Annotated in this window: 19 protein-coding genes; 13 read left to right on the plus strand and 6 right to left on the minus strand. The window is 70.0% G+C overall.

The window, feature by feature from the left end:
• Positions 1 to 15: 15 nt before the first annotated feature.
• Positions 16 to 1,500, minus strand: coding sequence for a carboxylesterase/lipase family protein (locus tag ABD108_RS13160; RefSeq protein WP_343930511.1), 1,485 nt, complete (start codon positions 1,498 to 1,500; stop codon positions 16 to 18).
• Positions 1,501 to 1,588: 88 nt separating this feature from the next.
• Here ABD108_RS13160 and ABD108_RS13165 point away from each other — a divergent pair, with 88 nt between their 5' ends.
• From ABD108_RS13165 to ABD108_RS13210, 10 genes are all read left to right on the plus strand, one after another.
• Positions 1,589 to 2,185: a TetR/AcrR family transcriptional regulator gene (locus ABD108_RS13165; RefSeq protein ID WP_343930512.1), complete on the plus strand. Its 597-nt coding sequence runs from the start codon at positions 1,589 to 1,591 to the stop codon at positions 2,183 to 2,185.
• An 89-nt stretch (positions 2,186 to 2,274) separates the two neighbouring features.
• Positions 2,275 to 3,813: an alanine/glycine:cation symporter family protein gene (locus ABD108_RS13170; RefSeq protein ID WP_343930513.1), complete on the plus strand. Its 1,539-nt coding sequence runs from the start codon at positions 2,275 to 2,277 to the stop codon at positions 3,811 to 3,813.
• 266 nt (positions 3,814 to 4,079) lie between these two features.
• Positions 4,080 to 4,928, plus strand: a complete 849-nt coding sequence (gene rpsB, locus ABD108_RS13175) for a 30S ribosomal protein S2 (RefSeq protein ID WP_220659281.1) — start codon at positions 4,080 to 4,082, stop codon at positions 4,926 to 4,928.
• Between the two features lie 48 nt (positions 4,929 to 4,976).
• A complete protein-coding gene (gene tsf / locus ABD108_RS13180) occupies positions 4,977 to 5,801 on the plus strand; it encodes a translation elongation factor Ts (protein ID WP_220659280.1) in 825 nt (274 codons plus the stop codon).
• A 193-nt stretch (positions 5,802 to 5,994) separates the two neighbouring features.
• Positions 5,995 to 6,390, plus strand: coding sequence for a VOC family protein (locus ABD108_RS13185; RefSeq protein ID WP_305110903.1), 396 nt, complete (start codon positions 5,995 to 5,997; stop codon positions 6,388 to 6,390).
• A complete protein-coding gene (locus ABD108_RS13190) occupies positions 6,363 to 7,148 on the plus strand; it encodes a helix-turn-helix domain-containing protein (RefSeq protein ID WP_305110901.1) in 786 nt (261 codons plus the stop codon). The genes ABD108_RS13185 and ABD108_RS13190 overlap by 28 nt, the downstream gene beginning before the upstream one ends.
• A gap of 10 nt (positions 7,149 to 7,158) precedes the next feature.
• Complete coding sequence (locus tag ABD108_RS13195) at positions 7,159 to 8,082, plus strand: SGNH/GDSL hydrolase family protein (RefSeq protein WP_305110900.1); 924 nt, start codon at positions 7,159 to 7,161, stop codon at positions 8,080 to 8,082.
• A 1-nt stretch (position 8,083) separates the two neighbouring features.
• Positions 8,084 to 8,851, plus strand: a complete 768-nt coding sequence (pyrH, locus tag ABD108_RS13200; RefSeq protein ID WP_343930514.1) for a UMP kinase — start codon at positions 8,084 to 8,086, stop codon at positions 8,849 to 8,851.
• Positions 8,852 to 8,899: 48 nt separating this feature from the next.
• Complete coding sequence (gene frr, locus ABD108_RS13205; protein WP_220659275.1) at positions 8,900 to 9,457, plus strand: ribosome recycling factor; 558 nt, start codon at positions 8,900 to 8,902, stop codon at positions 9,455 to 9,457.
• A 2-nt stretch (positions 9,458 to 9,459) separates the two neighbouring features.
• A complete protein-coding gene (locus ABD108_RS13210) occupies positions 9,460 to 10,353 on the plus strand; it encodes a phosphatidate cytidylyltransferase (protein WP_220659274.1) in 894 nt (297 codons plus the stop codon).
• Here the strand turns inward: ABD108_RS13210 and ABD108_RS13215 are convergent.
• Positions 10,350 to 11,624, minus strand: coding sequence for an MFS transporter (locus ABD108_RS13215; protein WP_305110898.1), 1,275 nt, complete (start codon positions 11,622 to 11,624; stop codon positions 10,350 to 10,352). The two genes, ABD108_RS13210 and ABD108_RS13215, sit on opposite strands and share 4 nt — an antisense overlap.
• A 49-nt stretch (positions 11,625 to 11,673) precedes the next feature.
• The gene (locus ABD108_RS13220; protein WP_220659272.1) at positions 11,674 to 12,054 is read right to left on the minus strand and encodes a LapA family protein; all 381 of its coding nucleotides are present in this window, start codon (positions 12,052 to 12,054) and stop codon (positions 11,674 to 11,676) included.
• A gap of 57 nt (positions 12,055 to 12,111) precedes the next feature.
• Here ABD108_RS13220 and rlmN point away from each other — a divergent pair, with 57 nt between their 5' ends.
• Positions 12,112 to 13,227, plus strand: a complete 1,116-nt coding sequence (rlmN, locus tag ABD108_RS13225; RefSeq protein WP_220659271.1) for a dual-specificity RNA methyltransferase RlmN — start codon at positions 12,112 to 12,114, stop codon at positions 13,225 to 13,227.
• A 42-nt stretch (positions 13,228 to 13,269) separates the two neighbouring features.
• Here rlmN and ABD108_RS13230 read toward each other — a convergent pair whose 3' ends face one another.
• On the minus strand, positions 13,270 to 13,533 hold the full coding sequence (locus tag ABD108_RS13230) for a DUF2631 domain-containing protein (protein ID WP_255585837.1): 264 nt from the start codon (positions 13,531 to 13,533) through the stop codon (positions 13,270 to 13,272).
• A 125-nt stretch (positions 13,534 to 13,658) separates the two neighbouring features.
• On the opposite strand from ABD108_RS13230, the gene ABD108_RS13235 reads away from it, so the two are divergent.
• Entirely contained in the window at positions 13,659 to 13,970 is a 312-nt protein-coding gene (locus ABD108_RS13235; protein ID WP_343930515.1) for a DUF952 domain-containing protein, read from the plus strand.
• Position 13,971: 1 nt separating this feature from the next.
• On the opposite strand, the gene ABD108_RS13240 is transcribed toward ABD108_RS13235, so the two are convergent.
• Both ABD108_RS13240 and ABD108_RS13245 read right to left on the minus strand, forming a co-directional pair.
• Positions 13,972 to 14,955, minus strand: coding sequence for a DUF1707 SHOCT-like domain-containing protein (locus ABD108_RS13240; protein WP_343930516.1), 984 nt, complete (start codon positions 14,953 to 14,955; stop codon positions 13,972 to 13,974).
• Between the two features lie 45 nt (positions 14,956 to 15,000).
• Positions 15,001 to 16,833: an SIP domain-containing protein gene (locus ABD108_RS13245; protein ID WP_343930517.1), complete on the minus strand. Its 1,833-nt coding sequence runs from the start codon at positions 16,831 to 16,833 to the stop codon at positions 15,001 to 15,003.
• Between the two features lie 110 nt (positions 16,834 to 16,943).
• On the opposite strand from ABD108_RS13245, the gene dxr reads away from it, so the two are divergent.
• Positions 16,944 to 18,086 (plus strand): 1-deoxy-D-xylulose-5-phosphate reductoisomerase, encoded by a 1,143-nt coding sequence (dxr, locus tag ABD108_RS13250; protein WP_343930518.1) that lies wholly within the window; start codon positions 16,944 to 16,946, stop codon positions 18,084 to 18,086.
• Positions 18,087 to 18,142 lie beyond the last annotated feature (56 nt).

The raw sequence follows: 18,142 nt of genomic DNA on the forward strand, positions 1-18,142 counted from the left end.
GCTGCCGGCACTCGCTCAGGCGGGGGCGAACGGTGCCGGCGGACGGCCCTGCCAGATCCGGCGCGACCGTTCCTCCGGATACGGCGCCGTCGTCGACGGGGCGTCGAGGAGTCGGGTGCTCCGCAGATCCGTGTCGTAGCGGGGCCAGCCCGGGTCGCCGGTGGCGCAGAACCGAACCCAGGTGTGGAGCAGCTCATCCGACACCGCGCGCGCCCCGTCCGGCGCGTCCTCGCCGAACAAGAGGACGCCGGTGGGGCAGTCCAGGGTTCCGAAGGCGAGCGGGACGTCGATGCTGTGGCAGGCGCCGTAGACCTCGGAGGCGTATTGCATCTCGAACAGGAACGAGGTGCCTCCCGCCTCGGCGTTCGCCTCCGCGAGCAGCGCCGTCGGCATGCGGAACGTGGCGTCCGAGTACACGATCTCCACCATGTGGTCCGCCGTCGCGTCCGGGTACGCGGCGCGGTACTCGGCGGGATCGCCGGGCGCGAAGCCCTCCAGTGCCGTGGCCGCGTCGTCCTCCGTGAAGGTGCCGCGCAGGCCCATCATGATGCTGAACAGGCGGAACTCGTCGCGCATGTGCCCGGCGAGCAGGTCGATGCCCGGGGCGCCGCCGGAACTGAGCGCGTCCCACGGGGTCTCCGACAGGAGGTCCCCGTCGATGATCGGGCACACGACGATCCCGAGCCGGGCGAGGCGGCCCCATCGTTCCCGGTGGGCGGGGGAGTCGACGCACAGCGCCGTGACCTCCTCGGCGAGACGTTGCGGCGGGACTTCTGCGAACCCCGCCGCTGTCGGCGCGACGCCGAGACGTTCCGCGAGCGCGTCCGTGACCTCCGATGCCAGCGCCGGGGTGATGTTCAGGCCGGGGACCGAATGGGTGATGGCCCGCCGGAACAGGGGCCGCGCCGACGGGATCGTGAGCAGGGCGGCGACCGATCCCGCGCCGCCCGACGTGCCCGAGATGGTCACCGCGTCGGGGTCGCCGCCGAACGCCGCGATGTTCCTCTGGATCCACTCGAGCGCGGCGATCTGGTCGAGCAGGCCTCGGTTCGACGGTGCACCGTCCAGCAGCGCGAAGCCCTCGGCGCCCATCCGGCACTGGACGATCACGACCACGAGGCCCTCACTCGCGAGCGCGGTGGGATCGAACATCGGGTCCGCCGCGGTGCCGGCCATGTAGCCGCCGCAGGAGATCCACACCAGGACCGGCAGTCCGGAGCCGGAAGGCCGGGCAGGGGCCGGGGTGCACACGGTGACGGTGAGCCAATTCGCATCGTCCGACGCCGCCGCCTGTGGACCGGGACCGGATTGCGGTGGCGGGGGACCGAACTCGATCGCGGGCCGGACCCCGTCCCAGTGGGGGACCGGCGCTGGGGCGGCGAAGCGCAGCGCCCCGATGGGCGGCTGCGCGTACGGGATGCCGCGGTAGATCGCGGTGCCCCCGACGTGCTCGCCTTCGACGATGCCCTCGGCGGTGCTGACGCGGGGATGCTCGCTCATATCGATCACCTCTCTGTGGCGTGTCGTCCCCTCGACGTTATCAGCCAGTTGTATTATTTCAAGCGTATTGAAACAGGAGGGGCGGTCGATGCCGAAGCAGGTCGATCATCGAGAGCGCCGGGAGACCATTGCCCGTGCGCTGTGGCAGGTGGTGAACACCCGGGGCGTGCTCCGGCTGAGCCTGCGCGAGGTGGCGAAGGAGGCCGGCATGTCTCACGGGCAGCTCCAGCACTACTTCGCGAGCCGCCAGGAGTTGCTGACCTTCGCCATGGACTTCGCCGCGGAACGGACCGCGGCGCGGGTGGCGAGCGGATTGGCGGAGCTCGGAGACGCGCCGCATCCGCGCGAGGTGCTGCGGCTGACCGTCGCCGAGATGTTGCCCCTCCACGACGACGCGCGGGCGACCAGTCGGATGAGCGCGGCCTACGTCCTGGAAGCGCTGCACGACGAGAACGTGCGCGCGCGCACCCGCGAGGGCATGCTCGCCGGGCGAGCCCAGGTGGTCTCCCTCCTCGCGCAGGCGATCGCGGATGGCAGTATCGACGCCCGGCGCGACCCCGAGGTCGAGGCCGACCGTCTCCTCGCCCTCACCGGCCTGACGCCCCTGCTCGACCTCGGCGTCATCGCCCCCGCGGGAGCCCTGGCCGCCGTCGACAAGCACCTCGAGGAGCTCTTCAGCGAGTGACCGCCGTCTTTGATGACGCTTTGGAAAATGTTTGTTTCGAATTGGTATAACGCCGCCACTGCGCCGATGTACTGGTTACGGTCGGGGCCATGTCGGAGCTGATCGCCACGCTGAACACGTACGTCTGGAGCCCGCCCCTGGTGTTCCTCTGCCTCGGCGCGGGGGTGTACTTCAGCATCCGGTCCCGGTTCGTCCAGGTGCGGCAGATCCCCACGATGATCAAGCAGCTCGTCGGCGGCGAGAAGTCCGACGACGGAGTGAGCTCCTTTCAGGCCCTGGCGATCTCGTTGGCCGGCCGGGTCGGAACCGGCAACATCGCCGGTGTGGCCACCGCCATCGCCTTCGGTGGCCCGGGTGCGCTGTTCTGGATGTGGGTGATGGCCTTCCTCGGCGCGTCCACCTCCTTCGTCGAGTGCACGCTGGGCCAGATCTACAAGGAACGCGACCGGCTCACGGGGGAGTACCGCGGCGGCCCCGCCTACTACTTCTCCCGCGCCTGGGCGCACACCCGATTCGCCCTCGCCGGCCGGGTGTACGGCCTCGCCTTCGCCGCGGTCACTGTGCTGGCCTGCGGGCTGTTGATGCCGATGGTCCAGGCCAACTCGATGGCCGTCGCGATGGACGGCGCCTGGGGCGTCCAGCCCTGGGTGGCCGCGGTCGGCATCGTGATCGTGCTCGCCTTCGTGATCATCGGCGGCGTCAAGCGGATCGCCACCTTCGCCACCGTGGTCGTGCCCTTCATGGCCATCGTCTACATCGCGGCCGCGCTCATCGTGATGGCCTTCAACGCGTCGGCCGTCCCCGAGGTCTTCAAACTGGTGATCGCCTCCGCGTTCGGCCTGGAGGCGGGAATCGGCGGCGCCGTCGGCGCGGCGATCATGTGGGGCGTCAAGCGCGGCATCTACTCCAACGAGGCGGGGCAGGGAACCGGCCCCCACGCCGCGGCGGCGGCCGAGGTCAGCCACCCGGCGAAGCAGGGCCTGGTCCAGGCCTTCGCCGTGTACGTCGACACCCTCTTCGTCTGCTCCGCCACCGGTTTCCTCATCCTCAGCACCGGCGCTTACCGAGTGTTCGACGGCGACGACCAGACCGCGCCCGTGATCGCCGACGGCGGCGCGCTCACCGGCGACCCCACTGTGGGCCCCGCCTATCCCCAGCAGGGCTTCGACACCGTCTTCAACGGCGCCGGCGCGAGCTTCATCGCGATCTCACTGGCCTTCTTCTGCTTCACCACCATCGTCGCGTACTACTACATGGCCGAGACCAACCTGCGCTTCCTCCTCGGACGCGCGGCGACCTTCGTGATCCCCGGCCTGAACTCGCCGCTCGGGCGCACGCTCACGATCCTCCTGCAGGCCCTGATCCTGGTATCCGTCGCGATCGGGGCGGTCTCCGAGGCCAAGGACGCCTGGGCGATGGGCGACCTCGGTGTCGGCCTGATGGCCTGGCTCAACGTGCTCGGCATCCTCGTCCTGCAGAACGCCGCGTTCGCCGCGCTGCGCGACTTCGAGCGCCAACAGAAACTGGGGATCGACCCGCAGTTCGACCCGGCCGGCCTGGGCATCGTGGGCGCCGACTTCTGGGACAAGCGGGCCGAGGAGCGCCGCACCGATCCCGTCGACGCCTGACCTCGGCGCGTTCGCCGACCTGCGCTGAAACGACGATTTCGCAGGTCGTCGCCCGCGGCGTACACTGGATTCGCGCTCCGTCCCGATGGCGGAGTGACTACGCGTGTTCCCCAGGCGCCCCATGGGCGTGCCGTGCAGCGCGGTCTCCCTCGCACGAGGGAGTGCAGCGCGGCGGAACACCAGGACACCGCGCACCGTCTCGAACCGCTGACCAGTGGATTCGGGGCAGTCGCGGCGTGTGAAACTGCAACTACGAAAGAGGCATCATGGCTGTCGTAACCATGAAGCAGCTGCTGGACAGCGGCGCGCACTTCGGTCATCAGACCCGCCGGTGGAACCCGAAGATGAAGCGTTTCATCTTCACCGACCGCAACGGCATCTACATCATCGATCTGCAGCAGACGCTGACCTACATCGATAAGGCCTACGAGTTCGTCAAGGAGACCGTTGCCCACGGCGGCACCGTCCTCTTCGTCGGCACCAAGAAGCAGGCCCAGGAGAGCATCGCCGAAGAGGCGACCCGCGTCGGTATGCCCTACGTGAACCAGCGCTGGCTGGGTGGCATGCTCACCAACTTCCAGACGGTCCACAAGCGTCTTCAGCGCATGAAGGAGCTGGAGACCATGGAGCAGACCGGTGGCTTCGAGGGTCGCACCAAGAAGGAAATCCTCATGCTCACGCGTGAGAAGAACAAGCTCGAGCGCACCCTCGGCGGTATCCGCGATATGGCCAAGGTTCCCTCGGCCATCTGGGTCGTGGACACCAACAAGGAGCACATCGCCGTGGGCGAGGCCCGCAAGCTGGGTATCCCGGTCATCGCGATCCTCGACACCAACTGCGATCCCGACCTCGTCGACTACCCGATCCCGGGTAACGACGATGCGATCCGCTCCGCCGCTCTGCTGACCAAGGTCGTGGCTTCCGCCGTGGCCGAGGGCGTGCAGGCCCGCGCGGGTGTCGCCGGTGGCGACGCCAAGCCCGAGGCCGGCGCCGGCGAGCCCCTCGCCGAGTGGGAGCAGGAGCTCCTGGAGTCGGCCACCGTCGCCACCGCGGCGGACGAGGCCAAGGCCACCGAGGCTCCGGCCGAGGCGCCCACCGAGACCCCGGAAGCCTGATCGTTTTCCGGTCGCACGACCTTCCCTCTTACGTAAGGAGCCGCATACATGGCGAACTACACCGCCGCTGACGTCAAGCGTCTCCGCGACCTCACCGGGTCGGGGATGATGGACTGCAAGAACGCGCTCACCGAGACCGACGGCGATTTCGACAAGGCCGTCGAGGTGCTGCGCATCAAGGGCGCGAAGGACGTCGGCAAGCGTGCCGGTCGTTCCACCGCCGAGGGCCTCGTGGCCGCCAAGGACGGCGTGCTCATCGAGCTCAACTCCGAGACCGACTTCGTGGCTAAGAACGCGGAGTTCCAGGAGCTGGCCGAGGCCATCGTGACCGCCGCCGCCGCGTCGGACGCCGCCACCGTCGAGGCCGTCGAGGCCCTGACGATCGACGGCGAGACCGTCGCCGCTCGCATCGAGGCCGCCTCGGCCAAGCTGGGCGAGAAGCTGGTCCTGCGTCGCGTCGCTCGGTACGACGGCCCCGTGGCCGTCTACCTGCACAAGCGCAGCTCGGACCTGCCGCCCGCCGTGGGCGTCCTGGTCTCGTACTCGGGCGAGGGTGACGCTGCTGCCGAGGCCGCTCGCGGCGCCGGCATGCAGGTGGCCGCGCTCAAGGCGCGCTACGCCAGCCGGGACGAGGTTCCGGCCGACGTCATCGAGAACGAGCGTCGCATCGCCGAGGAGACCGCGCGTGCCGAGGGCAAGCCGGAGCAGGCGCTGTCGAAGATCGTCGAGGGCAAGACCGTGGCCTACTACAAGGACACCGTCCTCCCCGACCAGCCGTCCGTGACCGACAGCAAGAAGTCGGTTCAGCAGGTGCTGGACGAGGCCGGCGTGAAGGTGCTCGCCTTCACCCGCTTCGAGGTCGGCCAGGAGTAATCCTCCACCGCAGCAACGACCCGGGCCGGACAGTCATCACGACTGTCCGGCCCGCGTCGTTTCCGCCGTCGCACCGATTGCGACACCGTGACCGTGCATCGCGACCTGCGGTTTTCATCGTCGTAACTGTGTTCAATGGAGGCGTGCGGATTTCTTCAAGCCCGAACGGCGCGGCGGCTGTCAGCCTTGAGGCATGAACACCACACGCACAGACAGCAACATCTGGCCCGGACTCACCTACACCGATCCGCTCGCGGCGCGGGAATGGCTGCGCCGCCTCGGCTTCGAGGACGGCATCCTCGTCGAGGGCGACGGTGACGGCGAGGTGATCCACTCCGAGATGCTCTGGCCCGACGGCGGGCGCGTCATGATCCACAGCGCCTGCAAACAGGACAAGACCTTCTCCGTCCCCACCGGAAGCGGCAGCCTCTACGTGGTGGTCACCGACCCCGACGCGGTGTACGCCCGCGCCACCGAGCTGAAGGCCACGCTGGTGCGCGACATGGCCGAAGAGGACTATGGGTCCCGAGGCTTCTCCATCGCCGACTCGGAGGGCAACACGTGGAGTTTCGGTACGTACGCGGGCTAGCCGAGCCCGGCGTCGCCCGCACGGTGGCGTACGACATCGGCGGAGTGCTCCCGGGCACCCACCTCGCCGTCCCGTCGCCGGCCCTCACCCTGATCGTCGACCTCGGCGACGGCCTCGACCTCACCGGGCCGGGCCTCGACGGCAGGACCAGCTTCCGGGTCTGCATCTCGGGGATGCACCACGCGCCCTACCTGGTGCACCACGAGGGCCTGCAACGCGGCGTCCAGGTGGACCTGCCGCCGAGCCTGGTCCGGGCCCTGACCGGCGCCCCCGCGGCCGAACTCGGCGGCGAGGCGATCGAACTCACCGACCTGCACCCCGAGCTCGCCGCCGAACTGGCCGGCCGCGTCGGTGCCGCCGCACCCGCCGACCGCGCCCGCGTCGCGGCGGGCGTCCTCGCCCGGCACGCGAGCACCGCACGCCAGGTGCAGCCCGACGCGGCCGCCGCCTGGGCCCACCTCGCCCGCCACCGGGGCGCGGTCACCGTGGCCGACCTCACCCAGCGGTCGGGGTGGTCGGCCCGCTACCTGGCGATGAAGTTCTCCGCCGAGTTCGGCATGAGCATCAAGGCCGCGGCGCGCCTCATGCGCTTCGACGCCGCCCGGCGCGACCTCGAGGCCGGCGGCAGGCCCGCCGAGATCGCCGCCCGGCGCGGATTCTCCGACCAGGCGCATCTGAGCCGCGAGGTGCGCGATTTCCTGGGGATGACCCCGTCGGCCTACCTCGCGCTGCGAGAAGGCGAGTTTGCGGCTGTGTAGTGTCGCCGGGGTGCCCAGGACCCGTCGTGCGATCGCAGCCGCGCTCGTGATGTGCCTGATCCTGATGACTGCGGCCTCCACCTTCATCGGCGGCGGCAGCGGCTACGTGCACTACCAGTCGAATGCGACCAGCTACATCCCCGACCTTCCCGGCGGCGCCCAGTACGTGTCCATGGGCGACAGCTACGCGACGTCCGGCTCGCACCGCAAGGTGCAGGCGATGGACCTGTGCACCCGCAACGGCGACGATCTCGGCCACGTGCTGGCCCAGCGGCTGCAGCCCTACTCCTTCACCGACCGGGCGTGCGCCGGCGCCACCCTCGACGATCTGACGCAGCCCTCGCCGAAGCCGAACACCTCACCGCAGCTGTACGGCGTGGGACCGTACACCCGCCTGGTGACCGTTCTCGCGGGCGCCAACTCGATGGGCTTCGGGGGAGTGGTGATGCACTGCTTCGCCGAGCCGGACGAGCAATGCCGCGCCGTCTCCGAACAGAACCTCCCCGGCACCCAGGGATGGGCCTTCGTCCGGGCCCAGTACGCGGCCACCGTCGACGCGATCCGCAAAGCGGCCGCACCGGACGTGCGCATCGTGCTCGTCGGCTACCTGCCGCTGTTCACACTCTCCGGCCCGGAGAACGCCGCCTGCCTCGACAGCGCGGGCATCCCCGCGGAGAACGTCGACCACTGGCGCCGCTGGTACCGCGGCATGGAACAGCTCATCGCCGAGGTGGCCGCCGACCGCGGCGCCCTCTACATCGCGCCGCCCACCGAACGGCCCGCCTGCTCGCCGGATCCCTATGTGGCCCTGGGCGGAGTGAAGCTCAAGGAGCAGGAGCCCGAGGCCAACGGACTGCACCCGACCCTCGCCGGACAACGCGCCGTGGGCAACCTGATCGAGGACCGGCTCCGAGGAATCGATCGGCCCGCATAGGATGGGGTCCGTGACAGACGTTGCCCAAGGAACCCAGCAGGACTCTCCACAGGAACAGGGGCGGCACGGCTACAAGCGCGTGCTGCTCAAGCTGGGCGGTGAGATGTTCGGCGGCGGCGAGGTGGGCCTCGACCCCGACGTGGTGAGCACCGTCGCGCAGCAGATCGCCGAAGTGGCCCGCAGCGGCCACGAGGTCGCGGTGGTGATCGGCGGCGGCAACTTCTTCCGCGGCGCCGAACTGCAGAACCGCGGCATGGACCGCGCCCGGTCCGACTACATGGGCATGCTCGGCACCGTGATGAACTGCCTCGCTCTGCAGGACTTCCTGCAGAAGGAGGGCGTGGACACCCGCGTGCAGACGGCCATCACCATGGGGCAGGTCGCGGAGCCCTACCTGCCGCTGCGCGCTCGGCGGCACCTGGAGAAGGGCCGCGTGGTGATCTTCGGCGCGGGCATGGGCATGCCCTACTTCTCCACCGACACCACCGCCGCACAGCGCGCGTTGGAGATCGGCGCCGAGGTGGTGCTCATGGCCAAGGCCGTGGACGGCGTCTACGACAGCGACCCGCGCACCAACCCCGATGCCACCATGTTCACCGAGATCACCCACCGCGAGGCGCTGGAAAAGGGCCTCAAGGTGGCCGACGCGACGGCCTTCAGCCTCTGCATGGACAACAAGATGCCGATGCTGGTGTTCAATCTCCTGGTGGAGGGGAACATCGCCCGCGCCGTCGCCGGCCACAAGATCGGCACGCTGGTCCGCCCCTGACGGACCGCCGCGCACCCCTCACCGACTGACGAACGAAGGACGAAACCAGTGATCGACGAAGCACTCTTCGACGCCGAGGAGAAGATGGAGAAGGCCGTCTCGGTGGCCCGGGAGGACTTTCAGTCGATCCGCACCGGTCGCGCGAACCCCTCGATGTTCTCGAAGGTGGTCGTGGACTACTACGGCTCGCCCACGCCGATCACGCAGATCAGCTCCATCACCACCCCCGAGGCCCGCCTCGTGGTGATCAAGCCCTACGAGGCCAACCAGCTGGGCAACATCGAGACCGCGATCCGCAACTCCGATCTCGGCGTGAACCCGACCAACGACGGGCAGCTCATCCGCGTCGCGATCCCGCAGCTCACCGAGGAACGCCGCCGCGACCTGGTCAAGCAGGTCAAGAGCAAGGGCGAGGACGCGAAGGTCTCCATCCGCAACGTGCGTCGCAAGGCCAATGAGCAGCTCGCCAAGATCGAGAAGGACGGCGACGCCGGCGAGGACGACGTGGCACGCGCCGAGAAGGACCTCGACAAGACGACCGCCAAGTACGTGGCGCAGATCGATGACCTGGTCAAGCACAAGGAAGCCGATCTGATGGAGGTCTAGCCGTGGCTGATACCCCGGAATCGGCGACCGGAGATCCCGGCGCCGGATCTGCGCCGCCGGCCAAGCGGCAGATCAGTGCCGGACGCAACCTGCCCGCCGCCATCGCGGTGGGCGTAAGCCTGGGCGCGATGATCGTCGCGATCCTGGTGTTCGCTCCGCACCTGTGGGTGCCGCTCGTCGCCGCCGCCGTGGCGGTGGCCACCTGGGAGGTGGTCAAGCGGTTCCGCGCCGCCGGCACCAACCTCGAACTGTGGCCGATGCTGATCGGCGGCCAGGCCATCATCTGGCTGTGCTGGCCGCTCGGCCCCGAGGGTGTGCTCGCCGCGTTCACCGCCACCGTGCTGGTGTCGATGATCTGGCGGCTCCTGGGACATCAGAGCACCGCCGCCCCGAACTCCTTCACCCGCGACATCTCCACCACCGTCTTCGTGCTCGCCTGGATCCCGCTGTTCGCGTCGTTCGGCGCGATGCTCGTGCTGCCCGACAACCGCGGGCCGCAGCGCGTGGCGGCGCTCATCATCCTGGTCGTGTGCTCCGACGTGGGCGGATACGCCGCCGGAGTGCTCTTCGGCAAGCATCCGATGGTGCCCGCGATCAGCCCGAAGAAGTCCTGGGAGGGCTTCGCCGGCTCGATGGTCGCGGGCGCGATCGGCGCCGTGCTGGTGCTGAAGTATCTGCTCGACGTGAACCCGGTGTGGGGCCTGCTGCTGGGGCCGGTCGTGGTGATCACCGCAACCCTCGGCGACCTGCTGGAATCGCAGGTCAAGCGCGATCTGGGGATCAAGGACATGGGAACCCTGCTGCCCGGCCACGGCGGCCTCATGGACCGCCTGGACTCGCTGCTGCCCAGCGCCGTCGTGGTGTGGGCCGCGCTCACCGCGTTGATGGGGAGCTAGCCGGCCGGATTCGCCGGGCGCCGCCGCACCACCTCGCGCAGCGGTCGCGGCGTGATGTTCTCCCGGCGACGCGCCTTGCGGCGCGTCACGATCACGCCGATCAGAGCGATCGCCCACAGCGGGTACTGCGCCATCCAGGCGGCGCGGAAGCCGTCGAAGCTGAGACCTGCGCCCGAGCCCATGATCGAGCCCATCGCCTGGATCAGCACCAGGCTCGCCAGGAAGCCGCCGATGTTCACCATGCCCTGCGCGGTGCCCAACACCCGGGTGGTGTTGAACGAGCGCGCGTAATCGAAGCCGATGGCCGAACTCGGACCGCCCACCGAGATCACCAGGACCAGCAGCGTCAGCAGCCAGACGGGGGACGGCTCGTCGCGCACCAGGACCACCGTCCACACCGCGGCGCTCCCCAGGATGATCGCGATCACCATCCACGAGCGGCGCAGCGGGAAGCGACCGGTGAGGTAGCCGATCACGGGGCCCGATGCCAGCGTCGCGACCACACCGAAGCTGACGATCGCACCCGCCGTACTCGACGGGAGTCCCTGTCCGAGAGTCAGATAGGGCACGCCCCACATCAGCATGAAGGCGGTCACCGAGAACATCGCGCCCATGTGCGTGAAGAAGCCGAGACGGGTACCGGGGTGCATCCACGTCGACCGCAGGATGCCCGGGATGTCGCCCACGCGGACGGTGACGCGCGGCGCCACCCGGTCGGGCGGCGCGTCCCGGACCAGTGTCAGCACCGCGATCGCCGCGACGAGTCCGAGGCTGGCCGCGCCCACGTAGGCGGGTGTCCACCCGGACGCGTGCAGCAGCGCCAGGAAGGGAACGGCCGACAGGATCTGGCCGAGCTGGCCGGTCATGCCCGTCAGCTGGGTGACGAGCGGGATGCGACGCACCGGGAACCAGGCGGGCACCAGACGCAGCACCGAGACGAAGGTGAGGGCATCGCCCACGCCGACGGCGACGCGGCCGGCGATGGCCACGGGGAGGGACTCGGTGAGCGCGAGCGTCATCTGGCCGGCCGCCATGATCATCGCGCCCGTGAACACGAGCCGACGCGATCCGAACCGGTCGAGCAACAGGCCCGCCGGGATCTGCATCCCCGCGTAGACCACGAGCTGCAGCACGACGAACGCGGACAGCGTCGCCGGTGCCGCGCCGTACCGCTCACCGGCCTCGGTGCCCGACACCCCGAACGAGGTGCGTTGCAGCACACCGATCACATAGGCGAACGTCGCCACCGACCAGACGACCCACGCACGCATGCGCCCATCGTTTCACCGAGGCGCGGTCGCGCTCACGGCGGCCCGGATGTCAGTCGCGCAGCTTCTTCGCGGCGCGGCGCAGTTGGAAGATCCGCAGGCCGCCCGCGGAACCCACGACGAGCGCGCCCAGGATGGCCGCGATCAGCAGGGACACGCCCAGCGGCAGGTTCGCCTCCCAGAACAGCAGGTTGATCTGGGTGTTCTGCTGGTTCTGCACGATGAAGGCGAGCAGTACGAGCAGGATCACCGCGCCACCGACCAGCCCGGACCACAGCGACGCCGACCGGGTGTGCTTGACCTGGTCGTAGGCGTCGAGAGTCACCCCGCCGTCCTTCTTCGCGGGCGCGCCGGACTGTTCCTCGGGGTCGGTCGAGGCCGGAATCTTCACGGGCTCTTCGCTGTCCCGAACACGGTCTTCGTTCGCTGCCATGCGGCATATCCTGCCACCTGATCGCGCACTGCGAAACCGTGGGACACTGGAGTGGACATGAGTACTTCTCTGCCCCTGGTGTTCGACGCGCCCAAGCGCGGCAAGCCCCCGCGCCACCTGGCCGACCTCACCGACGACGAGCTGCAGCAGGCCGTCGTCGACCTCGGTCTGCCCAAGTTCCGCGCGAACCAGCTCGCCCGTCACTACTACGGCCGGCTCGAGGCCGACGCGGCCACGATGACCGACCTCCCGGCCGCCGCGCGCGGCACCGTCGGCGAGGCGCTCCTGCCCGAGCTGATGACGCCCGTGCGGCACATCGCCACCGACAGTGGCACCACCCGCAAGACGCTGTGGCGCCTGCACGACGGCACGCTGCTCGAATCGGTGCTCATGCGGTACACCGACCGCGCCACGCTGTGCATCTCCAGCCAGGCCGGCTGCGGTATGGCGTGCCCGTTCTGCGCCACCGGCCAGGGCGGCCTCGATCGCAACCTCTCCACCGCCGAGATCGTGGACCAGGTCCGTAGTGCCGCGAAGGCCATGCAGGACGGCGACGTGGCCGGCGGGCCGGGGCGCCTGTCGAACGTCGTCTTCATGGGCATGGGGGAGCCGCTCGCCAACTACAAGCGGGTGGTGCAGGCCGTGCGCCGGATCGTCGCACCCGCGCCCGAGGGCCTGGGTATCTCGCAGCGCCACGTCACCGTGAGCACCGTGGGCCTCGCGCCCGCGATCCGCAAGCTGGCCGACGAGGGCCTGTCGGTGACGCTCGCCGTCTCGCTGCACACCCCCGACGACGAGCTCCGCGACACCCTGGTGCCGGTGAACAACCGGTGGAGCGTGGCCGAGGTGCTGGACGCGGCCCGCTACTACGCCGACAAGACCGGCCGCCGCGTGTCCATCGAGTACGCGCTGATCCGGGACGTGAACGATCAGCCCTGGCGGGCCGACATGCTGGGCGAGAAGCTGCGCAAGAAGCTGGGCCAGTTCGCGCACGTCAACCTGATTCCGCTCAACCCGACGCCGGGCAGCGAGTGGGACGCCTCGCCGAAGGACCGGCAGGACGAGTTCGTGCGCCGGGTGATCGCGCAGGGCGTCTCGTGCACCGTGCGCGATACCCGCGGTCAGGAGATCGCCGCGGCCTGCGGTCAGCTCGCGGCAGAAGAAAACGCCTGACCCGGCGGGTCAGGCGTTCTCGGGTGGAACGGGGCGGCTAGCTCAGTTCTTCCACTTGCCGCGGCTGGAGTACCAGTTGATCACGATGGCACCCAGGATGGCCACGGCGAAGCCGACCAGCCAGATGTCCTCGGTCTTGCCGGGGTGGTTGCCGATGGTCATGCCCAGCAGGAGCAGCGCGAACAGCACGCCGGCGACGCGGGCGGCGTTCGGTGCGTTGCCGCTCCAGCCCCAGTCCTTCGAGGGCACGTCGGCCTCGTCGACCGTCGAATTGCTCTGCTGACGCTCCAGGTCGGTGGTTGCCACTGCGCGTTCTCCTTCGTCGCTGCCTGCCGCCCGGGAGGCTGAGCCCCGGGATATGTACGAATCCTATCCCGCTACGACCGGCTGTCGTATCAGGGGCGCCGCAAATCACCGGTAGCGTCGGGCGGGTGATCTTCCACCTCGCCTTCGTCACCGACTGGGATACCGCTCAGGCCGCCGGCGAATACACGATGTCGACCCGCGGCGCGTCGCTCGCCGACGTCGGATTCATCCACGCCTCCACCGCCGAGCAGTGGCGCGGCGTGCGGGAGCGGTTCTACGCCGACGTTCCCGCGTCCGATCTCGTCCTGCTCTCCATCGATCCGACGGGCCTCGATGTGCGGTACGAGCCGCCCGCCCCGGGCGTCGACAAGCTGTTCCCGCACATCTACGGCCCGATCCCCGTGTCCGCGGTGACCGGGACCGCGCGGATCGACTAGGTCACGGAACGACGGTGCCGTCCGGCGCCAGGATCAGGGTCGAGCTGGTGCCCGCCGGTCCGGTGTAGTCGATCGTGACCGCCGTCGCCGCGAACGCGACTCTGGTCGGCTCGCGGACCGTCCGGGTGATTCCGGGCGCATCGGCGATCGCGGTGGTGATGGCGTCGAGGTTCATCAGATCGGGTGCGAACCGGGCGCCGGTCTGATTGCGCAGGTCGGAGGAGTATCTCCACATGCCGTCGCGGAGCTCCCAGGTTTCGAGGTTCTCGGGATCGTCGGGGAGGGCGAGTGTGGCCACGGGGCCCCACTGGTCGATCGTCAGCGAGACGACCGCCACCGGTTTCAGTGCGGTGGTCATCGACTCGTAGGCGGCGCGGATGTTCGTCGACGCCATCGGATTGCCGACCAGGCGCACACCGGCCACGGGCTCCGGCGGCTTCTTCGCGGGTGGATCATCGGGTAGGGCCCTGCCGTTCTGGTCGCGGCAGTTCTTGCCCTCGCTGTCGCAGATCCGGGACCACTGAGGGCCCCCATCGCCGAACGTTCCTCCGCTCGAGTCGTTCATCGCCTTCGCGACGCCCCCGATGAGCACGGCGGTGAGGACGATCACGACCACGAAGATGAGCGCGGTGGAGGTGGTCGAGTCGACGGACGATTCCGCCCGTGTGACCTTCGTCGACGGCGGTTTCGCAGGCGCGGGTACGGGTGCGGACGGCGTCACCCGGGCGGGTGTCGCCGGGCGGTCCGTGGGTGGTGCGAGGAACGAGGGCGCCGCGACCTGCAGATCGTCGACGAGGCCGGTGAGTTCGCCGAGCGTGCTCGCGCGCAGGGCGGTGGCGACCCGGTCGCGATGTTCGGCACCGTCGAGCTGACCGTCGGACAGGGCGCTGTCGAGCAGGCCCATGACCTCCTCGCGATCGGCGTCGCGGGCGCGCTTGCCCGCACCGCCGAATTTACGTTCGTTGGAGTCGAAGTTTTCCGACATGCATCGCAGCGTAGCCGTTGCGATGGGAAACGAGTACCCGGAGGCTCAGGCGGGCGTCCCGTCGAACTCGACGACGAAAGTTCCCCAGCCGAGCGGCGCGATCCGGTGCGCGGCATCGTCGGCCAGCGCGGCGATCTCGTCGGCGGTGCGCACGCCGCCGCCGTGCAGGCACAGTGCCCGCAGATCGGCCTCGGTCTCGTGATCGTCCGTGGTCTCCGGATTGAGCACGTCACCGACGAAGGCCACCGTCCCGGCGCTGCCGCGCAAGGTCGAGAGCAGTAGGCGCGCGTCCGCGTCCGGGAGCGTCTCCAGGAAGTCGATGCCGAGGACGAGGTCGAACCGCTGCGGCAGCGGCGCGAAGACCGTTGCGGGCGCGGCGGTCACGCGCGCGCGACGCTCGGGGGCCACCACCGCGTACTCGCGCTCCACCGTGCTCGGCATCCCGATCAGCGTCACAGACACCTCGGGGAGCAGCCGGGCGAGGTTGTCCGCGTACACCCCCGCGCCGTCGCCGAAGACGGCCACGGTGCGGATCGCCGCGAAATCGATCGCCTCCGGGAGGGCGGGCGCGCGATAGGTGGCCCAGCGCGTGGCGTGGGCGTGCAGTTGTTCGGCCAGGTCGTCGTCGGTCCGGCGCGCCTCGCGCAGCGTGCCGCCCTCGAACGGGACGGCCCGGCCGGTGCGGACGGCGTCGACCAGCCGCGTGAAGGGCAGGTCGAGGCGCGTGCGCAGGCGGTCGTTGTGCAGGCTCCCCGGCAGGATCTCGTCGGGGTCGGTGAGCAGCTCGCCGCGCGCCGTCAGCGCGTAGCCGGACCCGTCCCGCGTCACGAACTCCAGCAGCGCCAGATGCCGCAGCAGCTTCTCGGTGGCCGCGGGATCGGTCCCGCAGGCGGTGGCGATCGCCGACGCCGTGGTGGCGCCCTCGTCGATCGCGGCGAAGATGCCGAGGGTCACGCCGGCGCGGATCGCGAACGGCGGCAACAGCTCCGTGAGCTCATGGATCTCGGAGGCGAGGTTCTGATCCTGGCTGGTGTCCACGAGCTCCGCGTCGCCCTCGACCGTCGCCACCTCGCGGTGGCGCCAGTACCCGGTGATCTCCACCCGATCCTTGTCCAGGCCCTTGTCGTTCTTCGCCCAGCGCCGCAGCGGCTTGATCGTCAGCGTCTCGCCCGCCACCCACAGGTACGGGCGCTCGCCGCGCCACCGCGCCTGCTGCACCGTCTCGACCATGCGCGACTGCCCGCCCGACTCCGAGCGGTACAGCCAGACGAACTCCACATCGCCCTGCGTCCGCAGCTCCTGCCGGTGCGCGGGCTCGGCGACCTCGATGATCGCGGTGGCCTTGAACCCCGGGGGCAGCAGTTCCAGGCAGCGCCCGATGGCCGGCAGCGCGGTCTCGTCGCCGCCCAGCAGGAGCCAGTCCACATCGCGGGGGAGCGCGGCGGAGTGCTTCGGCCCGGCGATGAGCACCTTCGAACCCACCTCGGCCCGCCGGGCCCACGTGGCGGCCAGGCCGGTGCCGTGCAGGACGAAGTCGATGCTCATCTCGCCGGCGTCGGCGTCGATCTCGCGCACCGTGTACGTGCGGGCGTGCTCGAACGACCCGTCGGTCCAGTCCACGCGGCCCTGATCGGTGTTCTTCGGCACCTCGAACGGGAACTCGCCGGTGTGCAGATCGGGGAGGAGCACCTTGACGTCGTCGTCGAAACCGGTGCTGCGTACCGGTGGCAGCTCCACCCCGTCCCGGACGTGCGTGTCCATCGCCGGGCCGCCGACCACGATGCGTCGCATCCCCGGTGTCACATCGGTCACGCGGAGCACGTCGAATTCGCGCAGGCAGATCGGGAACACCGCGCCGTCGCGGAGAGTGCTGGCCATCGTGGCGGGCCTTTCGTCGGGATTCCGTACTTCACAAGGTTAGCCTGGCCTGTGCATGGCGAGGAGTGGCGGACCGTCGGGCCCCGAGTGCGCGCCGATACGCTGAGGCGGTGACCACCCGCGTCCTCATCCTCGGCAGCACCGGCTCCATCGGCACCCAGGCGCTGGAGGTGATCGCCGAGAACCCGGACCGGTTCGAGGTGGTCGGGCTCGGTGCCGGCGGCGGCAATCCCGACTTGCTCGCGCAGCAGGCCCGCGCGACCGGAATCGACGGCGCCCGGATCGGCATCGCCGATCCCTCCCGCGCCGGCTCCTTCGACGGCGCGCTGACGGGCCCGGACGCCATGACCCGCCTGGTGGAGACGGTCGAGGCCGATGTGGTGCTCAACGGCGTCGTCGGCAGCCTCGGTCTCGGCCCGACCCTGGCCGCACTCGACAGCGGCGCGCGGCTCGCGCTGGCCAACAAGGAATCCCTCGTCGCCGGCGGTTCGCTGGTGCTGGGGCGCGCCGCGCCCGGCCAGATCGTGCCCGTCGACTCCGAGCACTCGGCCATCGCCCAGTGCCTGCGCGGCGGTACGGCCGCCGAGGTCGACCGGCTGATCCTCACCGCGTCCGGTGGCCCGTTCTTCGGCCGTACCCGGGCGGAACTGGCCGATGTCACACCCGCGCAGGCTGCGCAGCACCCCACCTGGTCGATGGGGCAGATGATCACCCTGAACTCCGCCACGCTGGTGAACAAGGCGCTCGAGGTGATCGAGGCGCACCTGCTGTTCGGCGTGCCCTACGACCGCATCGACGTGACCGTGCACCGGCAGTCCGTGGTGCACTCGATGGTCACCTTCGTCGACGGCGCCACCATCGCCAAGGCCTCGCCGCCGTCGATGAAGCTGCCGATCGCGCTGGCGCTGGGCTGGCCCGATCGCGTCCCCGGCGCGTCCGTGGCCTGTGATTTCACCCAGGCGCACACCTGGACCTTCGCCCCCGTGGACGACGAGACCTTTCCCGCGATCGCCGTCGCCCGCGATGCCGGCACCCGGGGTGGCAGCCTGACCGCGGTCTTCAACGCCGCCAACGAGGTGGTCGCCCAGGCCTTCCTCGACGGACGCACGTCCTTCCTCGCCATCGTCGACACCGTCGCGCAGGTGGTGTCCGACGGTGCGCAGTGGCAGGCCGAGCCGCGCGACGTGGCCGATGTGCTCGCCGCGGAGGAGTGGGCGCGCGCCCGTGCGGCGACGCTCGTCGGCCTCGCCTGACCCGACCCGAGGTCCACGGATTCGGCCCTGAGCGGAAGCGCCGATCACGTGGTCCG

The organism is Tsukamurella strandjordii, assembly GCF_039525985.1.
GTDB lineage: Bacteria > Actinomycetota > Actinomycetes > Mycobacteriales > Mycobacteriaceae > Tsukamurella > Tsukamurella strandjordii.